Raw genomic sequence first — 23,439 nt, 5'->3', positions numbered from 1 at the left:
CCAATCGGATGATTTTTTTTACAGTCCTTTAGAACTATGAAAGGCTTTGAGTTTTTCCAACGCCTGCAGCACAATGATCAAGACCAAGATCGCTAAGGCCAAAAAGAGCGTTTCTAACCCTTTTCCTTGTGCCAAAAGCAGCTCTCTTAAAATTGCTGTAATACTGATCAAAATCAAGTAACGCACCGGAATATGGTGACCTTCTTTTACGTAACGCAATAACATCAAAATAATTTCCAGTAAAATAAACAATGTCGCGATCTCTTCGATCAATAAGGAAAGATCACTGACTTCATGCAGCGGGATCACATGGACAACGATTTTGTAGATCGCTTCCGCCATCACCACCAAAACCAACAGAACCAACAGTCCTAACATAATATCAACAATCACACTAATCATTTTTTCGAAGTGCTTAAAATACTTTCCCATAACACCCCTCCTCGCACTTATTATAGCGAAACTGTTCAAAATCACTTTACGATATGCTTGCAAGTGCAGCTTTTTTTAGGAAGGAAGGAAATAAACACGCAGGACTGAGGGTAGTCGCTTTTTTCACTAGTCAAAAGGGATAGCTGCTTTATGGGGACGCAGCCACGAAAAAGCCTGTTTATGGCAATGGCCAGGCGTGACTCCTTCACACAAGCAAATAAAAAAGCTAGGCATAAAGCCTAGCTGAAATGGTGCCTTTGGATTGGACTGGTTTTCCTTATAAACTGGGATCAGTTGACCCCTTCGACTGTTAGATCAACGTTTTCACTCGTATCTTCCGCAGCTTCGTCATCGCTATTGGAGGTTTCCGAAGACGGTTCAGTCGTTTCACTGCTGGAGCTGCTTGTTGTAGTACTGGTCGAACTCGTAGACGAAGAGCTTGAAGAACTGCTGCTAGCGCTACTGCTGGAGGTATCGCTGGTGGTCGTTGAGCCGCCACTCGGCGCGGTACTCGAACTGCTTTCGCTACTTGCAGAAGTACTGACGCTAGGCTCTGTCTCTACTTCGCTTACAGAAACAGACGTGCCTTCATTTGTCGACGCTTCGATCGAGCGACTAGTCGTTGAAGACGGTGTATACGAACTAACACTGGCTTCATAAAAAATCTGACTGGAATCAGAGGTTTCTTCGATACTGCTGCTTGCGGTCTGGTAAGGTGGCTCGGAGGAACTACTGGAAGAATCTCGAACAAAGGGCGCGGCAACAAAGGCATTGGCATCTTGATTGATCGCCACACTCAAAAAAACCGCAACAAAACAACTGACTAATGCCGACTGCATATTGAACTTGAATTTCATCGCACTCCCCATCCTTTCCCAAAAATATGGTTGGACCTTCCGTCAATGATCTATCTCATTCTTATATTATACAAAAAAAAGCAATCGTCAACAAATTAAGTTTTATTTTCAAAGATGACAAAGACATGAATGCCCGTTGCGCAACAAAAAAAGCCCGAGGGCGACGGTCGATCACCTGCGGGCCCATCCCTTCACTAAGGGTTGGCAGGTGCGACGGATGCTCGTTCCTCTGGCTTTAATAGTTCCTTTACTTAAGAAATTCTTTTACTTATAAGTTTCGCAGATGATTCGGGTCATGGATCGGTGCTTCAATATCACTGTCTCCCATGCGCGGTGTTGGATGAACGGACTCATCGGGCATCGCTGTTTCACCTGGTAACGGTTGATCGATGATTGGCTCAGTATCTGCATCACGATCCGTTATTTTGTCCATCGGCTGATAATCGTAGACGCCGACAACGAGTTTGTCTCGTTCGATGTCATCTCGGTAGCCGTATAATGGATCATGTTCATCGTCTCTGTGATCTGAATCGCCAAAAGAAAACGCATCTTTGATTTTTTCCCAAAGCGAACGATCTTCGTCTTCACTAGCAGCATGCTCCACTTCCACATCATCGATGGATTCTAACCCAAATTGATCGATGACTGTTTGATTCGCATACAGCACGATATCGTCTTTGCCATAGCCTTCGTTTGTCAATTGCTCAATAACCGGTAATACTTCTGTTCGAGTGTCGTAACTGCCAATAATCGTTAGGTTTCTGTTGTGCATGTGAAATCCTCCTTATTTTGTGTACGCTTCGATTGTTCTGGTTCTGAAGCAATTCTTTTAAAACTAGCAATTTCTATTGCTTCTTTCATTCTAACGCAGGGTTCCCTGATTAACCAAATAGTTTGATTGCGCTTACGAAAAACAAGTAGTTTCTTGATAAACCGCCAGCAGCTTAGTGAACGCTTGATCCAGCATAAAAAACCGCGTGAGCCAATGGCATACACGCGGTTGCTTTTGCTTATTATTTGGAAACGATCAACTTTTGCCCGACATAGATCGTATAGCTGCTGTTGATCTTGTTCCATGATGCGATTTGGCTGATGCTGGTATTGTATTTTTGTGCCAGTGACCATAGGCTGTCACCTGATTTCACCGTGTGCGTCTTCGTTGAACTACTGCTGGTATTCGTATTAGAAGACCCACTGCTAGCAGCTGTCAAGTAGGCACCGCTGACCCAGCCTTTGCCAGAAACATAATACCATTTGTTCGTGCCATTGACGGTCGTCCCGGTTTTTGTTGCGGTAACCGTGACGGTTGCCCCTTTACTTAAAGAACCAGTAATACTGCTGCTGGTAGAAGCATCGGAACGAACATTTAAAATCTCGGTGGTTTTCATTTTCTGATTTGTCGTCGTTGAACCGCTGTTATTGGAAGAGCTGCTGGTTGTTGTCAAGTAGGCACCACTGACCCAACCTTTGCCAGAAACGTAGTACCACGTTTTATTGCCTTCCACTGAAGTACCGTTCTTTTTCGCTGTCACGGTAACGGTCACCCCTTGACCAAGCGTCGTCACGACACGGCTGCTGGTAGAAGCATCCGAGCGGACATTCAATGCGGCCGTCGTCTTCATTTTTTGATTGATGCTTGAACTGTTGTCTTCTTTTTCTGCTTCAGAAGCATTATTGTTGGTCACTTCAGTAAGGTAGGCACCGCTGACCCAACCTTTGCCAGAGACATAGTACCAATTTTTGTTGCCGTTGACTGATGTGCCGGTTTTCATAGAAGTGGCTGTAAAGGTCGTGCCTTTGCTAAGTGATCCTACCACTGATCCGCTAGTAGAAGCGCTGGAACGAATATTCATCGCTTCCGTCGTCTTCATTTTTTTGTTGATCGTCGTGCCAGAATTGCTATTGTCAGAACCGGTGTTGCCTGATCCGCTATTGTTATTTGAAGAATCGGTCGAAACCTTCGTCAAATATGCACCGCTGACCCAGCCTTTGCCAGAAATTTTATACCACGTGGTGTTGCCGTTGACGCTGGTGCCCGTTTTGGTCGCCGTTGCCGTAAACGTCGTATTGGCTGCTAACGAACCAGTAATAGAGGCACTGGTGGAGGCATCCGAACGAATATTCATGGATGACGTGGTTTTCATTTGCTGATTGATCGCTGTTTCATCACTGACGATCGTTTCATTGCTATTGCCGCCGCCTGCATTTGAGCTGCCAGTGTCATATTGCGTTAAATTATACGTACTGATCAAATTGTTTAATTTGCTGGCATAAGAAGTATCGGTTGCATACCGCCCTTGCAGCCAAGCGGTCGCTTGCGTGTAAGAGGTCGTATTGCTTTTCCACGCACCGCTGTAATAGTAGTTGCCGCTAGAAAAACTCGTGTTGCGCAACACATACGCATTGTCTTCAAAAGACTCTTTTAATGATGGGTATTTCCGAAACTTGGCGCTGATCAAATAATAATTGCCTGAACCATCATCTTCATACGTATCCATTGTCACGTATTGGCCATTATAGCTACCTTTGATCCCAAACATATTGTTGGCCGTGGTCGTCAAAGTTGATGCGCCCCAGCCAGATTCCAAAATCGCTTGTGCCATCATAACAGAGGCATACAGATCGTTTGCTGCCGCTACTTCCGTTGCATAGCCGCAAATCTGACTGATAAAGGCAGCCGGATCGATCGTTGCCCGTGAAAATAATGCCCGACTGGTCAAATCCGAAAGGGCTGATGGTACTTCATCTGCTTCTAAGACTTCATCACTAGCGACTGTTGTGCTTTCTGTCGTCGCTGTTTCTGATCCCTCAGTGACTGCTTTAGTCCCTGACTCCTCCGTCGTTTCCGAAGTTTCTTCGGTCACAACAGGTGCTGTCGTCGATGCTGTCGTTTCCTCAACCGGTGTGCTGTCGGTTTCTGGTGTAGTGTTTGTTGTTTGTTCAACGACCTTGAGGTCATTGCTAGTTTCTGTCGTTGCCGTTTCAGCCGCATGCCCTAAGGTCGGGATAAACGTTGATCCCGCTACTAAAGTAGTAGCCATCGTAATACTTTTTTGGGTATATTGTGTGCGCTTCAAGCGCTTTTCTAAGCGGCGTCGTTCTTTACGAATTGTCATTTAATCCCTCCGTCGTATTAGCCTTTTTTTATTGTAACACGATTTATTAAAAAATGGGGGGTTAAGATGAAAAAACAGTGAAATCAACGAGATAATTTCTTGCTATGAAACAGTTCTCTCTTTTGCTTCATCCGCCAATCCTCTGTTTTAAAAAAAGAAAAAAGAGTGGTTTTGGCACCAAAAAAGCAGCCTTTATCAAAAAGACTGCTTTGGTTGAATTGTTATTTAATAACAGGTGCAGGCTTTTTGGCTTTTTTCAGCATCGCATAGCCAATGTTGAGAACGAGCCCAAAAACCGCCAAGAAAATTGCCGTATAAAAGGCTTTTGTATAATCTCCTTGGTTGCTTTCAGCGATTGCTGCTGCCACTCTAGGCCCAAAGAATGCCGCCGTAGAATAACCAATAAAGACGATTCCATAGTTGACTCCTTGATTGATCGGTCCGTAATTTTCCATAACGATCGATGGGAAAACCCCCATCACGCCCCCGAAGCACAGTCCTAAACCGATGATCCCGACAGTGAAGATCACGGTTGTTTGACCAAGCGTTAATAAGAATAAGGACAATGCCACCACGCCATAGATGATCATCAACGTATTCGTTCGACCAATTTTATCAGAAACGGTGCCCCAAAGGACACGACCAAAACAGTTGCTCAATGAGTACAAGCTGACATAAAAAGCAGCGGCGGCTGCCGTCAAACCGAACATACTTTGCCCGATCACTGATGCGTTAGAAGCAATCATCAAACCTGAGAAAGCCCCTGCACCTAACATAACGATAATCAAGTAGAAGGTTGGTGTCTTTAGCATGTCCAACCAATTCAGATTGATTTGTGGGCCATTTTTTCCTTGCGCCGCTGGTTGCCAACCTGCTGGGCGATAATCTTCTGGTGCCTTGCGAATAAACAGACTAGCCACTAAGACGATCACGATATAGGCGATCCCTAAAGTCCGAAACGCTGCTAGTACATCTTGTGATTCGATCAAACGATTCGCAATCGGTGCGGCAATAATCGCTGCCCCACCCATACCTGCTGTGATCAAGCCAGAAGCCAGTCCCCGTTTATCTGGGAATAGCCGAATCGTATTGCTTAAACAAGCCGAATAGGCAAAGCCTTGCCCTAAACCAGCAAAGACTCCATAAGTCAGGTAAAGCATGGCGGGTGAGTTGACCAATCCCGTCAGGAAGAAGCCCGCTCCGAACAACACGCCTCCACCAGCGATGACCCATCTAGCGGCTCCTCGGTCTGTCAGCAAACCACCCAAAATCATGGTAATCGGGCCAACTGCGGCATTGATGGTAAAGGCTAACATGATCTCTTCCATGGACCAGCCTTTTAATTGACTAAGAGGTCCTGCAAAAACACTAAAGGCGTAAACGGCGCCCGTACACAGCAATACCGCGGTCGAAGCGATCAGAATCAGCCAGCGATTGATTTTTGTTTCCATTTTTTCTCTCCTTTGCTTTAAGCATGTTACTTTATTCACATGTTTTTTCAAAAGCTAGCGCGCGTGTCGAGACACAACGCGCAAGGCTTTTTATTCGAGATGTTCTGCGACTGCTGTTTTTCCAGCAATTCGGCCAAAAGTAAAGATGTCTGTCAACGAGTTGCCGCCTAAGCGATTGCCAGCATGAATCCCCCCAGCAACTTCCCCCGCTGCATACAGCCCTTCAATGATTTGATCTTCCTTCGTCAACACATGGGTTTGCGGATCGATCTTCAATCCCCCCATCGTGTGGTGAACCGCTGGTTTTCTTGGTGTGGCATAGAAAGGTGCTTTTTCCACTTTCAAGTCGAAGACATCTTTGCCAAACTCTGGGTCCTTCCCAGCATCCACATAGCTGTTGTATTTCGCAACGGTCGCCTCTAAGACGGCTGGATCAACATTGATCTGCTCTGCCAGGCCAGCCAAGGTCTCACTGCGGAACAGCGTACCAGCAGCTACTTGCTTATCGATTTTTTCTTGGCTCGTGTTATAAGCGGTTTTCTTGATCTCTTCATCCGCGATCAAATAGAACAATCCGCCATTATCGATCGCCGCTTGGGTCAATACATCGCGGCTTTCGTATTCATTGACAAAGCGTTCACCCTTTTGATTGACCATCACAAAGTTAGCAGGTGGCACTTGCAGGCCACTGAACAAAGCCCCTGTGTTTGGATCAGATACGGGCATCATTTGCGAAAAGCCCATGCCAACAAGGTCCGCGCCAGCACTTTCCCCTAGTTTGATCCCGTCACCAGTGATCGCTGGTGAATTTGACGTTTTGATATCGTCTTCGATCTCTGTCCAATAGGTATTGTATTGTTTCAACATTTTCGTATTCGCTCCGAACCCACCAGAAGCTAAAATCACTGCTTTGGCATGGATCGTGACTTTTTGACCGTTACGGCCTTCCCCGATGATTCCAGTAACCTTGCCATCTTCGATCAATAATTCTTTGACAGGCGTATCGGTTAAGATCGTTCCCCCATGTTCTTTCACGAATTGATGCAAAGCAGAGACAAAGGCATACCCTTCGTTTTTGACTGGTTTATGTCCTCGGCGCCATTTCGCTCCTACTGGCATATCGACATTGTTCATATCAAATTCTACGCCGATTTCTTCTAGCCATTTCACTGAGTCCAATGCTTGATCCGTCAAGATCTTCACTAGCTCGTATTTCCCATAGATCGGTTGACCATTCAAATCTTTGCGTTTTCCGCCTAAATAGGTTTGAATTCGATGCCACAAAGCAGAATCAAACAAGTATTCTTTTTCTGGCGTCGTTTCTGAAAGATACGCAGTGATTTGTGCCTTCAAAGCTTTGAAGTCTGGTAAGTATTCTGCATCGATCTCTTGCTCATCGATCGTCAGCACTTCTTCTAAAGCACTGCGTTCGCCAGGCAATGCGGAAAAGCCGTTTTGCCATTTTGGATCCGCGGCATTCATCGGTCCGCCAGTACGTACAGTATTGCCACCGATCGCTGGGAATTTTTCTACTAAGATCACGTCTTTATTGGCTTGCAGCACACTGGCAGCCGCACTCAGACCCGCGCCGCCACCACCTACGACAACGACATCGGTGGTATACGTTTCATCTTCTGTTTGCAAAGCACTGGCGGCTTTTGGCCGTTTGCGCAAGACATCTGGGTTCGCACCAGCCATTTTCACGGCTTTTGCTACGCCATCAACGACACCGTTACTAGTAACCGAAGCACCAGAGATCGCATCGACATTTAAGGTTTGCCCTTCAATGATCTCTTGAGGAATCCGTACGAAAACGACATCAGCGATCCCTTCGGATTCACCAGAAGTATCGATATCGATAGCTTCGATCCGTTCTTCACTCAATTTGACGACCATTGGTAGATCCCCGTTATGTCCTGGTGCTGTGACGGTGTATTCGCCAGGCTCATAAACGACTTCTTCTGGTACGTTCAACAAATTAGCGACTTCCGTAAACCGAACAAACTTGCGGAAACAGCTTTCCAAAAAATCGACCGTTCGTTGATCTTTTAAATTGCCTTGTTCATCAAAGGCTTGATGCGCACGTCCCAACAAGAACTCATTTCCTGGCATGACTGTCGCATTGACACCCGGTGCATCAAGGATTTGGCGCAAATGAAGCTGTGCTCGCGAAGAGCCTTGTACATCGTAGGATGCACCGACGATCATCACTGGTTTGCCATCAAAGGGATGGAGATTGAAGGAGAGCCATTCCAAGACGCTTTTCAATGCGGAAGGAATCGAATGGTTATGCTCTGGTGTCGCAATGATCACCCCATCGGCTGCTAAAATCTTGCTATTTAACCGTTGAATCACTTCACTATTGGTTTGATCTTGTGTTTCATTGAACATTGGAACATCCTTGATTTCCAGTAGTTCAATTTCTGCTAGGGCAGCAAATTCTCGCTGCATAAACGCCACTAATTGGCGATTGGTGGATTTTTTGGCGTTCGTTCCGATTAGGCCGACAAATTTCATGACTGGTTCCTCTCTTTCTTATGCTTGTTCCCACGAAAATTTCTTTGCTCGTTCTTTAGCCGTTGAATATTCACTGACCAGACGGTTCGTGATTTCGACAAACAAGACAAATTCATTGAAACAATCTTCTAGTTCGGCAACTTTTTCGCTATCGATCAAGTTTCCTTGTTCATCGAAGGCTTGCATGGAGTGCCCTAATAAAAATTCCGCACTCGGCATGATTCGAGCTTTTACTTCTGGTGCATCTAAGATCTGACGCAAATGGGCTTGGGCTCTCGATGAACCTAATGCACCAAGAGAAGCACCCGTGATCATCACTGGTTTATCGATCAAAGGCCGCGTCGTATAAGAAAGCCATTCAATCATGCTTTTTAGCACCGCTGGGATCGAGTGATCGTATTCTGGTGTACTGATGATCACCCCATCGGCTGCTTCGATCTTCTCTGACAAGGCTTGAACTGCCGCTGGTGCCGTCCGATCTTCTGGTTCATTAAATGCTGGCAGATCACTGATTTCGCAAAGTTCGATCTCCGCTTGGTCACTAAAATGGCTTTGAATAAATTGCAGTAAGCGACGGTTGGTCGAACGCGTCGAGTTGGTTCCTACGATTCCAATCAATTTCATTATCATCTCTCCTAATTGTGAATAATTTAACATTTAACAATAAATAAAAAGTTTTTGACCATTGGCTTTGATTTCTTTTTTCAATCGTTTCTCAAGTTGGTTTTTAAGACCTACTGAGATGAAAGGCTTCTTCCTAAACAAAAAAATCTTCCCCAAGTACCCATTTAGTGTACGACTGAATTCTTTATTTGTGAAATATTTATTTAACTATCTATCGATAACAAATTTGTTATAATGAAAAAAATGACTAGGAGGACCACGCAATGGCACTTAAAGATTCCCATCTGATGCTGCAATACCTCGATACCTTGTTAAAGCATAGCAACTATACCAAAGCCGCCAAAGACCTCTACATCTCACAGCCTTACTTGACACAAACCGTAAAACGTGCCGAACAAGAGCTAGGGACCCCCATCATCAATCGGCAGCCGGGTCATTTTCAACTGACGGAAGCTGGTAAAATCTATTATCAATATCTGGAAACCTTGGAAACAGAGTCTGCCAAATTGAAAAGTCGGCTGTCTTGGTATACCGCGACCGAGAAGCGTTCTTTGCGCTTAGGCATCTTGCCCAGCCTTGGTTCCTATCTGCTGCCACTCTTTTTGCCTGCATATTATGAACACTATCCCAACGTGCACTTTTTCTTGCGGGAAGACCTGCCCAAACACAATGAAAAACGACTGTTGAATGGGCAGCTGGACTTTTTTATCGGACAAAATCCTGAGACGATCGCACCGAATCTAACAGTCCACAGTACCAATCAAGAACGGTATCTAGCGATCATTCCGCCTTGTTCTCCCCTATATCAACCAGAGAAGCGGTATTTAGTACCTGATTCATTGGCCGTCAAAGACTTGCTGCAAAGTCCGTTGATTTTGACTGCCAGCGGCTCGGCGATTCGGCGCCAAATCGATCAATTGCTGCAAAAATACAAAGTAGAGGCGACCGTGCTCATAGAAAGCAGCAATATTTATACAGCAGCAGCATTGGCAGAAAACAACCTTGGGATTGCGATCGTACCCGAAAGCGTGCTGCAAGCAGCGACTGCGACTCCTTTTAATCTTTATCCGATGCCAGAGGAACTCTTGTCCCTCACCTATTTTATTGCCCATCAAGCCGAACGGGCATTGTCAAACAGCGAAGCCGACTTGATCGAGACCTTTTTGCAACACGTCTAGCTTTCTTTTTACAAAAAAACAAGCAGCCACCACCTATATTCCTAGGTGATCGCTGCTTGTTTTCATTCTGCTGTTGGCGTTTCGATCAAACGGGCTAATTCTTGCGGATAGATCAACTCTCCATGTTTGGTAATGACTAACCCAGTGATTCCTTCTAACGGCGCCAGCTCCTGCAAGATGGCTTGTGGCTCTTTGCCGAACAAGCGGGTCGTCCAAATCTCTCCATCAACCGATTGGTCGGAGAGAATCGTGACACTGGCAATGGCTGACTCTAACGGATAGCCCGTATCTCGATCAAAAATATGATGATAGGTCTTGCCCGCTACCTGATAGGTTCGTTCATAGATCCCTGATGTAACGACTGATTGATTACGAACCTTCAACGCTGCGACAAAATTCCCTCTTGGTAAGAAAGGGTTTTGGATCCCGATCCGCCAATAGCCATCTTGATGGCTCGGGGCATCGCCGTAAGTCACCACATTGCCTCCAAGATCGATCAAAGCGGCTGTGACACCAACCTGTTTGAAATAGGTCATCAACAAATCAGCAAAATATCCTTTTGCCACAGCCCCTAGATCAAGCTTCATGCCAGCAGCTAACCCGACGGTCTGCAGCGTTTCATCCAAAATGATCTTGGCAGGATCAGTCTTTGGCAGCAGCTCCGCGATTTTCTCAGGCGTTGGTAGATGAGCATCTTGGAACCCGATCCGCCATTCCTGCACCAAAGGACCGATGGCAATATTTAAGTAGCTATCTTTGGGTACGCTATGGGCTTTCCCTAGTGCGATCAATTCAAACAATTCCTGTGTGGCAGCGATCGCTCCTTGTCCTGCCTGCTGATTGATCTGCATCAACTCAGACGTCGGGTCATTGGCACTAAAACGCTGTTCAAAGGCCGCAGCTCTTTTGGCTGCTTCCTCTAAGATCGCTTCTGGGGTTTCATGCTGCACCCAAATCGTGATCACCGTTCCCATTCCCTGTAACACTCGTTGGCCTTCTGGCATTGTCCTTGCTCCTTTGTTCTGTTCTTTTGGCTATCATAGCAGTTTCTGGGAGAAAAAAGTAGTCTGCGGGATACCGCTGCTGCTTTTTTTGAAAAAAAACTGCGAGGTCACCCTCGCAGTCTCCTGTTTCTATTGCTCAATGATAAAAGTCGAAGCGGCCTTTCGCCAATACTTCTTTGACCCCACCGGTTTGGTACAAGGAACGGTCCATAATGGCTTTTTTCACCACGGAAGCGGGATAGCCTTTGATGCCCATTTTCCCTACTAAGCCAAAGGCATGGGTATTGCCGATCGATGCCACTGAACCTAATGATTCAAAGTGGAAATCTGCTGGTTTTTCCCCGTTCATTTGACGTAAGATGTTTTTACCCGCATGCTGCCCCATCTTCAAAGCGATTTGAGCCGTTGTTGGATACGGGCGATTGGTCGCTGGGTCCATGACTGCTGAAACATCACCGACAACATAGACGTTACTATGATCAGGGTCTGTTAGGTCTTGATTGACCATCACGCGACCACGACGAGCAGAAAAGTCTGATTCAGCCATCACATGGCTGCCGCTGACGCCTGTGGTCCAAACGATGGTTTTGGCTGATAATTCTGCTGTTGCTCCTGTATCGGCATCATTTTGATAGACAACGACACCTGGTTTGATTGCTTTGATGGGTTTACCAGTCAGGAAGTTTACGCCCCATTTAACGAGATTTTTGATCCCGTAATCCGATAGTTTTTCATCAAACATCGGTAATAAACGAGTCACTGCTTCGACACAGTACAGTTTGATGTCTTCTGGTTTGACACCTGCTGCTTTCGCAAAGGTTTTACGGTTTTCCACCAATGAACCTAGCAATTCGATTCCAGTGAAACCAGCACCGCAGACAACGATTTTTAGGTAGTCAGGATTTTGTGTTTCTTTGTATGCCTTCATTTGTTTCAACAAATGATGATAGATGTTTTCTGCGGAGTCGACATCCACCATTTCCAACGCATGCTCCTCGACACCAGGGATCCCAAATGATTCTGATTCAAAGCCTAATGCCACGATCAAATAATCATAGGTGCACGTGGATTGATCTTTAAAAACGATCACTTGCTGGTTACGATCGATCGACGCCACTTCCTTTTGAACAAAGCTCGTCTTTTGGGGACGAACGACATCATTGATGGGATAGCAAATGCGGTCTCTTGGTTGCGTACCGGCCGCAACTTCATGAAGATCGGTTGCCTCATAATGATAATCGTTTTTGTCGATCAATGTGATGTGAAACGCTTCTTTTGCTCCTTGCAATACGTGCAATGCTCGCAATCCAGCATACCCTGCTCCTAAAATGACAACTTCCTTCATGTTTCCTTACTTCCTTTCTTTGCTGTAAAAATTATAAAATCAAACCAATCGCAAAACTCAGCACTTGTACGCATGCTCCGACCGCAAGGATCCGAACGGCACAAATGAAGGTCTCTCTTTTGATTTGTTTTTGCATAAATCGTTTTGTCTGTTGCCAGACAAAGGGCGCCGCGAAAAAGGTCAGAACCAGTGACCAAGGCGCAATGTTGAGGGCAACTGAGGCAATGATCGCAACAAACGCCAAGACGTTCATTGTGATAAATAATTTCAACGCACGGGCTTTACCAAGGTAATGCACCAGCGTATAGCGCTCATTTTTTTCATCCTCTTCCAGATCACAAATGTTGTTTGCCAGCATCAAGTTGGCGATCCATAATGTGTTGGGTAATGAGATCAAGAAAATACTGCCAATCGTGGCAATGTTCCATTCAAAGGTTTGATAGGCATTAAGGTAGACACAGATCAGTGAGATCATAAAGCCCATCGTAAAGCCAGAAAAGAACTCGCCTAAAGGCAAACTAGAAAGCGGCCGTGGACCAGAGGAATAAAAGATCCCGACTAGGTAACAATACAGTCCCATCCAAAAGAGCGGCCAACCAACCACCATTGCCAAGGCGATTCCCATGGCGGCGGAAACGATGATCATGGAGACCATCAACCAAAAAACCAATTTGACAGACAACTGTTCCCGACCAATGATATTGGTCTTTTCTTTGTAATCATGCCCTTCTGTGGCATGATGGTAATCGTTGTAGTTATCTAAAATATCCACCGCCATATTGAAGATCAGCATGGCAATGAAATACAATAGGACATAGCCAAGATGAATCGTTTGATAATTGTACCAGCTGTAGCAGACACCAATGAAAAATGGCAAAATACTGGCGGTTTTTGCTTTAAATTCGACAAGTTCTAAAAATACAGGTAGCGTCACAACTTCACCTCCTTTAGTGAGTGCATTAAACTAGTCAATCACGCCCCTTTACGCTAGAATAAGGGCTGAATGACTGTTAGAAAGGGTTATACTATGTTTGACTTTTGGATCGATTATCCGACGATCGAACAACGATTGAAAACCGTATGTTCCATCATTGAAGAACACGTTACTGTTCGTAACAAAGAGATACAAGATGTTTTGATCGACTTTACTTATTCAGGTGGAAAAATGCTGCGGCCAGCGCTCTTTTTTTTGTTTGCTGACTTAGGCGATCCCCATTATAAAAAAACCGACCAATTAACAAAAATTGCTGCTTCTCTAGAAATTTTACACATGGCCACTTTGATCCACGACGACATCATTGACGATTCGCCGCTGCGGCGCAGTCAAGTCACTGTTCAAGCCAAATACGGCAAGGATATCGCGGTCTACACGGGTGATCTTTTGTTCACCCAATTTTTTGAGCTTTTGATCGAAAGTATGAATGGCTCCCCGTTTTTAAAAACCAACGCACAAGCCATGAAACGACTCCTTTTAGGTGAACTTGATCAAATGCACACTCGCTACAACATCCATGAATCGATTGACGACTATCTGCAAAGCATCAACGGCAAAACCGCTGAACTGTTTTGGCTCGCTTGTCTCGAAGGCGCTCATTTTGGCGGCCTCGACACAGAAAACCAAGAGCGGGCGGGTGAGATCGGTCGCAACATCGGGATCGCCTTTCAAGTATTCGACGATATTCTCGACTACACCTCTGATAGCGGCACTTTGAAAAAACCGATTCTAGAAGATTTGGCACAAGGAGTCTATACCTTACCGCTGCTATTTGCCAAAGAACAGGCACCTGCAGCATTCGCTCCTTATTTGAATAAAAAAGCAGCACTCTCCTTGGCAGAAGCCCAAGAAGTTGCGGATCTTGTCGTCCGTTACGGCGGTGTTGAAAAAGCGCGCGCTTTCGCGGTCACCTACACGCAAAAAGCCTTAGACGACATCGATCTGCTGCCCGAAGCACCTAGCAAAGCCAAAATTCGTTCATTAACTGAACTGCTCTTGCAGCGCAATTACTGACCCATAGAGCAATGAGAAGAAAATCGTCCATCACTGTTTGATGGACGCTCTTTTTTATCGTCGTCCTTGGTCAATGGCCAATAAGTGTTGAAAATGTTTGTTTTCTGCTGCCAATTCGGCAGGTGTTCCGCTCATGGTCAACTGACCATCTTCAATAAAGAGCACACGGTCCATCATCGAAATTCCTTGCAAGTGGTGGGTGATCCAAATGATCGTTTTGTTCTCCAGCACTTGGAAAAAGGTTTCAAGTACGCCTTGCTCCGTGATCGGATCTAAGCCGACGGTTGGCTCATCCAATAAGATGATCGGAGTATCTTTTAGCAAGATCCGCGCCAAGGCCAAACGATGCCGTTCTCCACCAGAAAAACGCAAGCCGGCTTCATCCACCATCGTCGCCAAGCCGTTAGGCAAAGCTGCCACCATTTCTTTCAACCCGACTTGCTCCAGTACGCGCCAGACTTCTTCTTCCGAAGCCGACTCATTGCCTAGCCGAATATTATTCAAGACGGTCGTATGGAAAAGATAGGGACTTTGATTGATGACACCGATCAAGTCACTGATCGACTCACTCAATGCCGTCACAGGCACGTCGTTTAAGGTGATCGACCCTTGCGTCGGTTGCAGATCGCCTCGCAACAAGGAGGCAAATGTACTTTTCCCAGAACCGCTGCGACCAAGGATCGCTAGTTTTTGATGCGCAGGAATCGTTAGATCCAACCCATGAAGCACTTCTTTGCCTTCAGGATACTGAAAATGCAAGTCCTTGACTGTGATCGACACGAGGCCCGTCACTTCAGGTACTGACGGTTGCTCCATGGAGACTTGGCGATTTTCTTCTGGCAGTGCATTGAAGCGATCGATGGAGTCTTTGTAGCGATTGGTTTCTTGAGCAGCTGACGGTAATGGCGCAAATGCATCAACTAAAGGAAAGACACACAGGACAAAGGCAGCGATCCAGTTGGCTGCTCCTCCGTGGTTACCTGGAAAGCGAATGCTGGTCCAAAGCAGCAATGCGACAGCGATCACTCCAAAGATGCTTTGTAAAAGAAAATCACGCCGGCGATCAAAGGACAGCATCTGTTCATCCACCGCCCGCAACTGCGTTTCCAGTTCCTTATGGGCAGCCACGTACTCGCTGCCTCTTTGAGAGAAGACCCAATCAGAAACCCCTAATACATTATCCGTCAGTGTCGTATACAAGTTGTTTTTCATGTGTTTTTGCTTTTCTTGCCGCGCGCCGTTGATGATCACCGACCAAAGCGGCAAGACAAAGACGATGATCCCTAATAGCAGCAGCATCACCAAAGCAAACCACCAAGAAAAATAGCCGAGTCCAATGATCAAGAACGCATACAAGATCCAAGCGATCACGGTAGGAAAGATCGTCCGCAAATACAGGTTTTGAATATGGTTGATATCTTCTGCCAATAAGCCCAAGATATCCCCCGTGCGATGCGCTTGCTTAAAGAAGATCGCATCTTTTTCTACTACGTTGTACAATTTCAATCGCAAATTAGAGGTCATGCGCAAGACCCAGCTATGACTGGTCAACCGTTCCAAATAGCGAAAGACTGGACGGCCGATCCCAAACGCTCGGGTCAGTACGATGGGGATGTAAACCAATAGAATGTTTTCTGGGATCGATGCCGAGCGGCTGATCAGGTACCCAGAATTAAACATCAGTGCCCCACCACAGAAAAAGGTCAAGAAGCCTAGGAATAAGGCCAGCGCCAAAACGTTTTTGTATTTTGACAAGAAAGGCTTGACCCACGTATCAGTTTTCAATGAGCGCAATAAGCCGATTTTATTCAAGCTGTTCCCTCCTCATTCCATTGACTAGTTCTGTAAAAGCACCTTGCTTTTGCTGCAGTTGTGCCAAGGTTCCTTGTTCCACGATTCTTCCTTGATCCATCACGATGATTTCATCCATTTCTTCCATCCAGTGCAAGCGATGGGTTGCAAAAAAGACTAAACGGTTTTCCATCAGCGGTAGCATCCGTTCCTTTAAAGCAACTTCGGTTTCAATATCCAAATGAGCCGTTGGTTCATCAAACAAAAGAATCTTTCGTTGCTGGTCTAAAAAGGCACGGGCTAGAGCGATCCGTTGGGCTTGTCCGCCACTTAGATGCCGTTCCCCTTCTCCTAACATCGTGTCCAACCCTTGCGGCAGCTCTGCTAAAAGCTCAGTCAAGCCTGCCACTTCAATGGCTTTCAGTACGGCTTCTTTGGTAGCTGTCGGCTGATAAAACGCGACATTTTCCTGCAAGGTCAACCGATAGATATAAGGATTTTGCGGAATATAGATCAGCTGTTCTTGCCAGCTTGCTTGGCGAAAGGCCGTGGTCTTCGCCCCTCCAAGAGAAATCTCGCCACTGTCTGGCACGAGAAAGCCACTCAAGGTATTGATCAAGGTAGACTTGCCAGAACCGCTCAAACCGATGATCCCGATCTTTTTGAAGCCAGTCACGTTCAAGTTGATATCCGTCAAAGCCGCTTTTTCCTCGTAGGAAAACGCCAGCTGATCGATCGTTAACTGGGCGTCTTCCTGCCAACGAGGCACCGTTACTGCCGGTACTTGGGCTTCGGGCTGATGCAAGATCTCCGTCACCGCAGTCATCGCATTTTTTCCGTCTAAGGTTGCATGGTAATCACTGGAAAAGTCGCGGATCGGCAAGAAGTATTCTGGTGCTAAAATCAAGATGGTTAACGCTGGAAACAGCAAGATTCCTTCATTGATCAGCCGCAAGCCCAGCAAGACTGCCACGACGGCAATCGATAAGGTCGTGAAAAAGTCTAAGGCGAAGGTCGATAAAATACCGACTTTTAATGAAGCCATCGTCGCTTTCCGAAACCGTTCGCTGGAAGCAAAGATACTCTTGCCATATTTTTTACTGACCCCAAACAATTTCAGCGTGTCGATCCCTCGCAGGGAGTCGATGAAATGATTGGACAGTAATTGAAACGTTCGGTATTGTTTTTCCGCTTTGCTTTGCGCGGCATAGCCCAAGATGATCATAAAAATGATGATCAAGGGGAACACCAACAGCAAGACCAAGCCCGACTCCCAATCCAGATAAAAAACGAGTGCCAAAATGACCCAAGGAATGATCGACATATTCATGATTTTGGCAAGAATCAATTTCAAGTAGTTTTCGACTTGGTTGATCCCTTCCAAGACCATCGTTGTTACATTCCCCGTCCCTTGCTGTTGTGCGATCTGAGGACCGACCCGAAACAATTTCTCCAACAATTGATCCCGCAGATCGGCGGCTTGCTGGTAACTGTAATCATCAAGTCTTTTGGAACGGAAATAGATAACGGCTTGTCGGGCGATAAACGAACAAAAGAACAGCAGAATCCAGCCCCACTGTTCCTCTAATGGTCGTCCTTCCCATAAGCCAGTGATGGCACGTGCCAATCCATACGCCTGCCCAATAATGAAGAGCGCCTGCAGGAACGAAAGTCCCGCAAGCAGCCCTAAAAGTTGTTTCATTCCTGGGAGCTTCATGATTTGTTTATCAATCATTTATACCCCTCCAACGCCTCCGTATGACTGATCCGTTTACGGAAGATATAGTAACTCCAAGCCGTATAGGCCAAGACGAAAGGCAAGATCGTCAGTGAAAGATAACTCATGATCTTCAATGTGTAGCGGCTTGAAGACGCATCAGCGATCAACAGGTCATAGCTTGAATCGATCGAACTGATCAAGACTCTTGGGAATAACCCTGTGAAGATCAATGCCACCAAAGCGATCAACGTCAAGCCGCTCGCAATGAAAGCCATCATTTCTTTGCCTTTAAAGACGCCGATATTTGCAATCAGTGTCAGTACAACGATCACGAGCAACAAACCAAGCGTTGTCGCAAAATGATTTTCGAAGAAATCCGTTTGGAAGTAAAGCATCACAGCAAAGACGACTAAGCCTGCATATAAGATGCCATAAAAAATACTTGCATAGTTGCGTGCCCGTGCCCGAATCGGACCTTCCGTTTTCAAAGCGATATAGTTTAATCCGTGCAAGTAGCACAACAAAGTCAACGCGATCCCGCCAACGATTGAAAAGGGATTGACGTAATCCGTAAAGGTTGCCGTCATGTTGCCATCTTCACCCAAAGGCATTCCTTGGATCATGCTGACAAACATCAGACCGAAGAAAAACGGTACGATCGTACTGCCGATCGTCAACGTCCAGTTCCAAATGTTTTTGTGTTCTTTCGGGAAGTTTGCTCGAAACTCAAAGGAAACACCGCGAATGATCAACCCGACTAAGATCAATAACAAAATCAAATAAAAACCGCTGAACAAAGAAGCATACCAGTATGGAAACGAGGCGAACATCGCTCCGCCAGCGGTCAATAGCCACACTTCATTGCCATCCCAGACAGGCCCGATCGTTTTAACGATCTGGTCTTTTTCCTCTTCATTGTGGGCCAATGTCTGCACAGACATCCCCACACCAAAGTCAAACCCTTCTAAGAAGAAGAAGCCAGAAAATAAAAGCCCAATCAACGTGAACCATAGTAATTGCAGACCGGTCATCCTTCAAACGCCTCCTTATCAAATGGGTCTTCGTACCCTTCTTGGTTGTCTCCTTGGCTGATTTCGCCGAAGGCTTCTTTTTCAGGTCCATGATCCATTTCCCGTTTCACCAGATAGACCATCGTTCCGCCTAAGCCAGAGAACAAGAGGAAGTAAACGATGTTTGAGATCAAGAGTGAGGTCACGGAAACGTTTGGTGACACACTATCTTCGATCGTAAACAAGCCGTAAACCGTCCATGGGTAACGTCCTAACTCCGTGATCAGCCAACCAGCTGTATTGGCAATAAATGGGGTGAACAAAGTGATCGCCACTACCCAAAGCAGCCAGCGTTTTTCAAAGAGCCACGGTTTCTTCTTACGCGTAAAATACAACCCCAGACCAGAAACCAACAGCATCAAGGCACCAAAACCAGCCATGATCCGGAAGCTCCAAAAGAGTGTGTTGACCGGCGGGTAGTAATTACGATCGCCGTAGGTTTCAATCAATTGCTGATTGACCGTATCCATCCCGTCGATGGAGCCGAAGGGTTCATTGAAGGCTAAGATACTCAACATATAGGGAATCGAAACACCGAAGACTTGGTGATGTTCTGCTTCATTCGCCCAAGCAACGACGGTCCAAGCCGCAGGACTCCCAGTATCTTCATACGCCCCTTCCATTGCGGCAAATTTCATTGGTTGTTCTTCAACCAAGTATTTCATTTGTTCATCCCCAGCTAGCAAGACGGTGAATGAACCGAACAATGCCACCGCAAAACCGATCCGCATTGATTTTTTGAAGAAATCACGTTCAATGTCTTTGTCTTTCTTCAATAGACGAAAGGCAGATAAACCAGCAACAATGATCCCACCCATCGTGATGGCAGCGGTGATCACGTGTAAAAACTCATACCACACCTGTGGATTTGCCAATAATGCACCGAAGTCAGTCATTTCTGCCCGGCCATTGTTCAAGGTATACCCCACTGGATGCTGCATAAAACTATTGGCAGCTAAGATCCAAAACGCCGATAGCATCGAACCTAGCGTCACCAACCAGAAAAAGGTGGCGTGCAGCTTGGGACTGACCCGATCCCATGTAAAGATCCACAGTCCTAAGAACGTCGACTCTAAGAAGAACGCCAACAAAGCTTCTAAAGCCAAGGGCGCACCAAAAATATCCCCGACAAAACGAGAATAGTCAGACCAGTTCATTCCAAATTGAAATTCTTGAATGATCCCTGTCACGACCCCGACAGCAAAACTCAATAGAAAAATATTCCCCCAAAACTTCGTCATCCGGCGATATTTTTCATCTTTTTTGATCACATAAAGTGTCTCCATAATTGCAACGACGACACCAGTTCCGATCGAAAACGGTACAAAGAAAAAGTGAAAAATCGTCGTCATCGCAAACTGGATTCGCGCTAGTGTCACAATATCCATCCTACATCCTCCTATTTCATAAAAAGTACATTAAAATAATTCTAAATAAAGAAAAATTCCAACTTCGAATATACTCCTCTAATCAGTAAAAAAGAAGCAAATTGCTTGCATTTACTGTTTTTTAATCACTTCCTCTCCGATTCTTAAACATAAGGCGCTTTCATCGGCGGAATACAGCTTATTCTAGCTAGTCCCAGCCAAAACGGGTTCCTTCAGAAAGCAATGGATCACTCAATAAAATCCCTGGAAACTCTTCTTTCAATACAGATGTGCTTAATAATTGATACATAGCAAACGTGGTCTTCATCCCTAATCTTTCCAGCTGATCTAACGTTTGCTGCATCAAGTCCGCTGCTTGTGCCTTATTTTGTTTTAATAGATGCGTCCAGCCTTCAAAAAACGGCATAAAGATCGCTTGTTCAATGTGCTCTTTTTCATAAACATGATCTCGCCATAAATGAAAGGTCTTTTCCGCATAATTCGCCTCGTCGAAAACAGCAAAGACAGAAAATACCGTCTCAAACGTGTTGTACAAAATATCTTCATTGCCAGGAATTTTTGCAAAGCGCTGACTCTTTTTGATGGCGATCGTCAAGCAGCGCCAAAGCAAAGCTGGCTCCATCGAAATTGCTACGCGGGCAAACAGCCGCAGCTCATAAACACCCCATGTATCGGTATTCAGCAAGTAATGCTTGGCAGAGTCCAAACAGTAATTGTGTTTCAGGTAAGCCTCCTCGATGGGCACCCCTTTAAAAAGCTCCTCTTTCATCAAGTAGTCAAAACGGATCAGTTGTAAGAAGTGGTCCAGCTCCAAGGAGTAATGCTGTTGAAAGTACGTGGTCAGCTTTTGATATTTCTTTTTTAATTTAGGTACTTCATCAATGGATTCGATCCCCATCGAACGGACATAGTCAACCATTAGCTTTTGAGCCTCCGAATGATGCTCCCCCGTATGTAGCAGCTGAAATTCGGAAAAACTCACTTCTAGTTTATCTAGCAAACGATGAAATCGTTCGCAGGAAATCGTCGTTTTGCCATTTTCAAATTGCGATAACAAAGACATCGACAATTGTTCATCCACTAATTCCTTCAACAACAAGCCTTTGCTTTTGCGAAGCTCTTTCACTGTCGCACCATAATTGTTCATTTTTTCACCTTCTTTTTCAATATATTGAAATAAGCAGTTGCTTTTCCCGAAGAGCCTTTATAGTTGAATTATCTTATAGAAACGAGGGAAAAGCTATGGATACCCATATAAAAAAGAAAATGCTTCACGTGAAACATTTACAAAAAAGCTTCAAAGACAAAACCGTTTTGAAAGAGGTCACTTTTGACGTCACTCCTGGCGAAGTATTTGTCTTACTAGGATCAAACGGCGCTGGAAAAACCACTTTAGTCAAAATTTTGTCCACTATCCTACCTTTTGACCAAGGAACCGCGCGGATCGATGGGATCGACTTGACCAAAGATCCAGCAGCGATTCGCGAAAAAATCAGTCTGACAGGGCAATTTTCCGCCGTCGATCAAGAACTGACCGGACGAGAAAACTTGCTGATGATTGCTGCCTTGCGCCATGTCAAAAACAAACAGTTTATCGTCCAACATTTGTTAGAGCGTTTTGATTTGGTGGATGCCAGCAACCGACTAGTCAAAAATTATTCTGGTGGCATGCGACGACGCTTAGACATCGCCATGAGTTTTATCGGCGAACCTGACCTGCTCTTTTTGGATGAACCAACGACCGGGTTAGACCCGCAAAACCGCTTAGCCACATGGCACATGATCAAAGAGATCGCCGCTCAAGGACGAACGATTTTCCTGACGACTCAATACCTCGAAGAAGCTGAATTTTTAGCAGACCAAGTCGCCATCTTGCATGAAGGGAAAATCATCTTGCAAGGAACACCAACGGAAGTCAAAGCACTGCATCCTTCACAAACGATGGAAATCAGCGTATTGACGAAAGAACACTTGCAGACCGTGCGACAGCATCTGTCTGACTTTCCGCTGCAAGTCAATGAGTCCAGTCTCTCTCTGGCATTTCCCGTCAGTCAAGACTTCCAGCATTCCTTCACGCTGTTGCAGGAACTCAATCAACTACCGATCACCATCACCAGTTTTAATCAAAAGAATGCTTCGTTAGAAGATATTTTTCTAACACTTGTCCAAGGAGGAAACCAATGAAAGCAATTATAGAAACCAACACCTTATTCAAACGCAATCTCTTGCTATCGATTCGCAGTATGGAGACTTTGCTAAGTGGGATTTTGACCCCAGCGATTTTAATGATCCTCTTCGTCTATGTTTTTGGGGGAGCCATGAACGTCGGCGATACCTCTTATGTCGATTTTGTCGTTCCTGGTGTTCTCGTCCAATGTATCGCCCAAAGCGCCTCCTCCGTTGGGGTAACGGTGACGGAAGATTTGAAATCCGGCATGGTGGAACGGCTGATGACCTTGAACATCTCTAACTCAGCCTTTTTAAACGGCCATGTCTTCGCCGCGACCCTTCGGAGCTTGATCAGCACCTTGGTCGTGTTGATCGTCGCCATGATCATCGGTTTTCGCCCCCAAGCCACAGTTGCTGGCTGGGGACTCGCTTTCCTATTGATCTTTTGCTTCACCTTCGCCTTTACTTGGGTCTCCGTTCTGGTTGGTCTCATCGCCAAAAGCCCCGAGACAGCGACCTTGTTTACTGTCTTGATCACCCTTTTGCCCTACTTAAGCTCTGGTTTCGTCCCTACGGAAACCATGCCGCGTCCGTTAGCCATTTTTGCTGAATACCAACCAATGTCGCCGATCATCCATTCTTTGCGAGGGCTTTTGTTAAACTTGAAAGATACCACCTTGATCAGTGCCTTTAGCTGGTGCGGCGGTATCGTAGTGGTGAGCTGGTTCTTGGCACGAATGCTTTATCAGAAACGGTTACGCTAGGTAAA

General features: G+C 45.7%; 19 protein-coding genes. 4 read left to right on the top strand and 15 right to left on the bottom strand.

The features are described from left to right. Window positions 1-18: 18 nt before the first annotated feature. From IGI73_RS00440 to IGI73_RS00410, 7 genes are all read right to left on the bottom strand, one after another. The gene (locus tag IGI73_RS00440) at window positions 19-432 is read right to left on the bottom strand and encodes a phosphate-starvation-inducible PsiE family protein (protein ID WP_010748527.1); all 414 of its coding nucleotides are present in this window, start codon (window positions 430-432) and stop codon (window positions 19-21) included. A 290-nt stretch (window positions 433-722) separates the two neighbouring features. Next, a complete protein-coding gene (locus tag IGI73_RS00435; RefSeq protein WP_015508723.1) occupies window positions 723-1,289 on the bottom strand; it encodes a hypothetical protein in 567 nt (188 codons plus the stop codon). A 268-nt stretch (window positions 1,290-1,557) separates the two neighbouring features. Beyond that, the gene (locus IGI73_RS00430; protein WP_005226556.1) at window positions 1,558-2,061 is read right to left on the bottom strand and encodes a general stress protein; all 504 of its coding nucleotides are present in this window, start codon (window positions 2,059-2,061) and stop codon (window positions 1,558-1,560) included. Window positions 2,062-2,302: 241 nt separating this feature from the next. Then, window positions 2,303-4,405 carry an SH3 domain-containing protein gene (locus IGI73_RS00425; RefSeq protein ID WP_074934316.1) on the bottom strand — a complete coding sequence of 701 codons (2,103 nt, stop codon included), beginning with the start codon at window positions 4,403-4,405 and terminating at the stop codon, window positions 2,303-2,305. Window positions 4,406-4,626: 221 nt separating this feature from the next. Next, window positions 4,627-5,856, bottom strand: a complete 1,230-nt coding sequence (locus IGI73_RS00420) for an L-lactate MFS transporter (protein ID WP_428207020.1) — start codon at window positions 5,854-5,856, stop codon at window positions 4,627-4,629. 90 nt (window positions 5,857-5,946) lie between these two features. Further along, window positions 5,947-8,373 (bottom strand): flavocytochrome c, encoded by a 2,427-nt coding sequence (locus IGI73_RS00415; protein ID WP_086338876.1) that lies wholly within the window; start codon window positions 8,371-8,373, stop codon window positions 5,947-5,949. Window positions 8,374-8,391: 18 nt separating this feature from the next. Further along, window positions 8,392-8,997 (bottom strand): NADPH-dependent FMN reductase, encoded by a 606-nt coding sequence (locus IGI73_RS00410; RefSeq protein ID WP_005226550.1) that lies wholly within the window; start codon window positions 8,995-8,997, stop codon window positions 8,392-8,394. Window positions 8,998-9,260: 263 nt separating this feature from the next. On the opposite strand from IGI73_RS00410, the gene IGI73_RS00405 reads away from it, so the two are divergent. Beyond that, the gene (locus IGI73_RS00405) at window positions 9,261-10,175 is read left to right on the top strand and encodes a LysR family transcriptional regulator (protein WP_428207021.1); all 915 of its coding nucleotides are present in this window, start codon (window positions 9,261-9,263) and stop codon (window positions 10,173-10,175) included. A gap of 62 nt (window positions 10,176-10,237) precedes the next feature. Here IGI73_RS00405 and IGI73_RS00400 read toward each other — a convergent pair whose 3' ends face one another. The 3 genes from IGI73_RS00400 to IGI73_RS00390 form a co-directional block, all read right to left on the bottom strand. Continuing rightward, entirely contained in the window at window positions 10,238-11,179 is a 942-nt protein-coding gene (locus IGI73_RS00400; RefSeq protein WP_428207022.1) for an FAD:protein FMN transferase, read from the bottom strand. A 136-nt stretch (window positions 11,180-11,315) separates the two neighbouring features. Beyond that, window positions 11,316-12,524: an NAD(P)/FAD-dependent oxidoreductase gene (locus tag IGI73_RS00395; protein ID WP_015508719.1), complete on the bottom strand. Its 1,209-nt coding sequence runs from the start codon at window positions 12,522-12,524 to the stop codon at window positions 11,316-11,318. Between the two features lie 31 nt (window positions 12,525-12,555). Next, the gene (locus IGI73_RS00390; RefSeq protein WP_005226546.1) at window positions 12,556-13,458 is read right to left on the bottom strand and encodes a prenyltransferase; all 903 of its coding nucleotides are present in this window, start codon (window positions 13,456-13,458) and stop codon (window positions 12,556-12,558) included. 93 nt (window positions 13,459-13,551) lie between these two features. On the opposite strand from IGI73_RS00390, the gene IGI73_RS00385 reads away from it, so the two are divergent. Next, window positions 13,552-14,532 carry a polyprenyl synthetase family protein gene (locus IGI73_RS00385; RefSeq protein WP_005226544.1) on the top strand — a complete coding sequence of 327 codons (981 nt, stop codon included), beginning with the start codon at window positions 13,552-13,554 and terminating at the stop codon, window positions 14,530-14,532. Between the two features lie 54 nt (window positions 14,533-14,586). Here IGI73_RS00385 and cydC read toward each other — a convergent pair whose 3' ends face one another. From cydC to IGI73_RS00360, 5 genes are all read right to left on the bottom strand, one after another. After that, window positions 14,587-16,344, bottom strand: a complete 1,758-nt coding sequence (gene cydC, locus IGI73_RS00380; RefSeq protein ID WP_010748518.1) for a thiol reductant ABC exporter subunit CydC — start codon at window positions 16,342-16,344, stop codon at window positions 14,587-14,589. Continuing rightward, window positions 16,337-18,058: a thiol reductant ABC exporter subunit CydD gene (gene cydD, locus IGI73_RS00375; RefSeq protein ID WP_015508716.1), complete on the bottom strand. Its 1,722-nt coding sequence runs from the start codon at window positions 18,056-18,058 to the stop codon at window positions 16,337-16,339. Before cydD ends, cydC begins: the two co-directional genes overlap by 8 nt. Further along, the gene (cydB, locus tag IGI73_RS00370; protein ID WP_005226530.1) at window positions 18,055-19,074 is read right to left on the bottom strand and encodes a cytochrome d ubiquinol oxidase subunit II; all 1,020 of its coding nucleotides are present in this window, start codon (window positions 19,072-19,074) and stop codon (window positions 18,055-18,057) included. Before cydB ends, cydD begins: the two co-directional genes overlap by 4 nt. Next, window positions 19,071-20,501, bottom strand: a complete 1,431-nt coding sequence (locus IGI73_RS00365; protein ID WP_015508715.1) for a cytochrome ubiquinol oxidase subunit I — start codon at window positions 20,499-20,501, stop codon at window positions 19,071-19,073. The genes cydB and IGI73_RS00365 overlap by 4 nt, the downstream gene beginning before the upstream one ends. A 187-nt stretch (window positions 20,502-20,688) precedes the next feature. After that, window positions 20,689-21,648, bottom strand: a complete 960-nt coding sequence (locus tag IGI73_RS00360; protein ID WP_428207026.1) for a helix-turn-helix domain-containing protein — start codon at window positions 21,646-21,648, stop codon at window positions 20,689-20,691. A gap of 95 nt (window positions 21,649-21,743) precedes the next feature. Here IGI73_RS00360 and IGI73_RS00355 point away from each other — a divergent pair, with 95 nt between their 5' ends. Together IGI73_RS00355 and IGI73_RS00350 are read left to right on the top strand one after the other, a co-directional pair. Next, on the top strand, window positions 21,744-22,685 hold the full coding sequence (locus IGI73_RS00355) for an ABC transporter ATP-binding protein (protein WP_081117629.1): 942 nt from the start codon (window positions 21,744-21,746) through the stop codon (window positions 22,683-22,685). Continuing rightward, complete coding sequence (locus IGI73_RS00350; protein WP_142973414.1) at window positions 22,682-23,434, top strand: ABC transporter permease; 753 nt, start codon at window positions 22,682-22,684, stop codon at window positions 23,432-23,434. Before IGI73_RS00355 ends, IGI73_RS00350 begins: the two co-directional genes overlap by 4 nt. Window positions 23,435-23,439 lie beyond the last annotated feature (5 nt).

The sequence above is a fragment of the Enterococcus sp. DIV0755f genome (genome assembly GCF_051713725.1).
Classification (GTDB): Bacteria; Bacillota; Bacilli; order Lactobacillales; family Enterococcaceae; genus Enterococcus_D; species Enterococcus_D casseliflavus.
This window is presented reverse-complemented; position numbering and strand designations above follow the sequence as displayed.

Bases quoted from the DNA above. Each gene is read 5' to 3' on its own strand.
- IGI73_RS00440 (WP_010748527.1), bottom strand. From the start codon at position 432: ATGGGAAAGTATTTTAAGCACTTCGAAAAAATGATTAGTGTGATTGTT.
- IGI73_RS00435 (WP_015508723.1), bottom strand. From the start codon at position 1,289: ATGAAATTCAAGTTCAATATGCAGTCGGCATTAGTCAGTTGTTTTGTT.
- IGI73_RS00430 (WP_005226556.1), bottom strand. From the start codon at position 2,061: ATGCACAACAGAAACCTAACGATTATTGGCAGTTACGACACTCGAACA.
- IGI73_RS00425 (WP_074934316.1), bottom strand. From the start codon at position 4,405: ATGACAATTCGTAAAGAACGACGCCGCTTAGAAAAGCGCTTGAAGCGC.
- IGI73_RS00420 (WP_428207020.1), bottom strand. From the start codon at position 5,856: ATGGAAACAAAAATCAATCGCTGGCTGATTCTGATCGCTTCGACCGCG.
- IGI73_RS00415 (WP_086338876.1), bottom strand. From the start codon at position 8,373: ATGAAATTTGTCGGCCTAATCGGAACGAACGCCAAAAAATCCACCAAT.
- IGI73_RS00410 (WP_005226550.1), bottom strand. From the start codon at position 8,997: ATGAAATTGATTGGAATCGTAGGAACCAACTCGACGCGTTCGACCAAC.
- IGI73_RS00405 (WP_428207021.1), top strand. From the start codon at position 9,261: ATGGCACTTAAAGATTCCCATCTGATGCTGCAATACCTCGATACCTTG.
- IGI73_RS00400 (WP_428207022.1), bottom strand. From the start codon at position 11,179: ATGCCAGAAGGCCAACGAGTGTTACAGGGAATGGGAACGGTGATCACG.
- IGI73_RS00395 (WP_015508719.1), bottom strand. From the start codon at position 12,524: ATGAAGGAAGTTGTCATTTTAGGAGCAGGGTATGCTGGATTGCGAGCA.
- IGI73_RS00385 (WP_005226544.1), top strand. From the start codon at position 13,552: ATGTTTGACTTTTGGATCGATTATCCGACGATCGAACAACGATTGAAA.
- cydD (WP_015508716.1), bottom strand. From the start codon at position 18,058: ATGATTGATAAACAAATCATGAAGCTCCCAGGAATGAAACAACTTTTA.
- cydB (WP_005226530.1), bottom strand. From the start codon at position 19,074: ATGACCGGTCTGCAATTACTATGGTTCACGTTGATTGGGCTTTTATTT.
- IGI73_RS00365 (WP_015508715.1), bottom strand. From the start codon at position 20,501: ATGGATATTGTGACACTAGCGCGAATCCAGTTTGCGATGACGACGATT.
- IGI73_RS00360 (WP_428207026.1), bottom strand. From the start codon at position 21,648: ATGAACAATTATGGTGCGACAGTGAAAGAGCTTCGCAAAAGCAAAGGC.
- IGI73_RS00355 (WP_081117629.1), top strand. From the start codon at position 21,744: ATGGATACCCATATAAAAAAGAAAATGCTTCACGTGAAACATTTACAA.
- IGI73_RS00350 (WP_142973414.1), top strand. From the start codon at position 22,682: ATGAAAGCAATTATAGAAACCAACACCTTATTCAAACGCAATCTCTTG.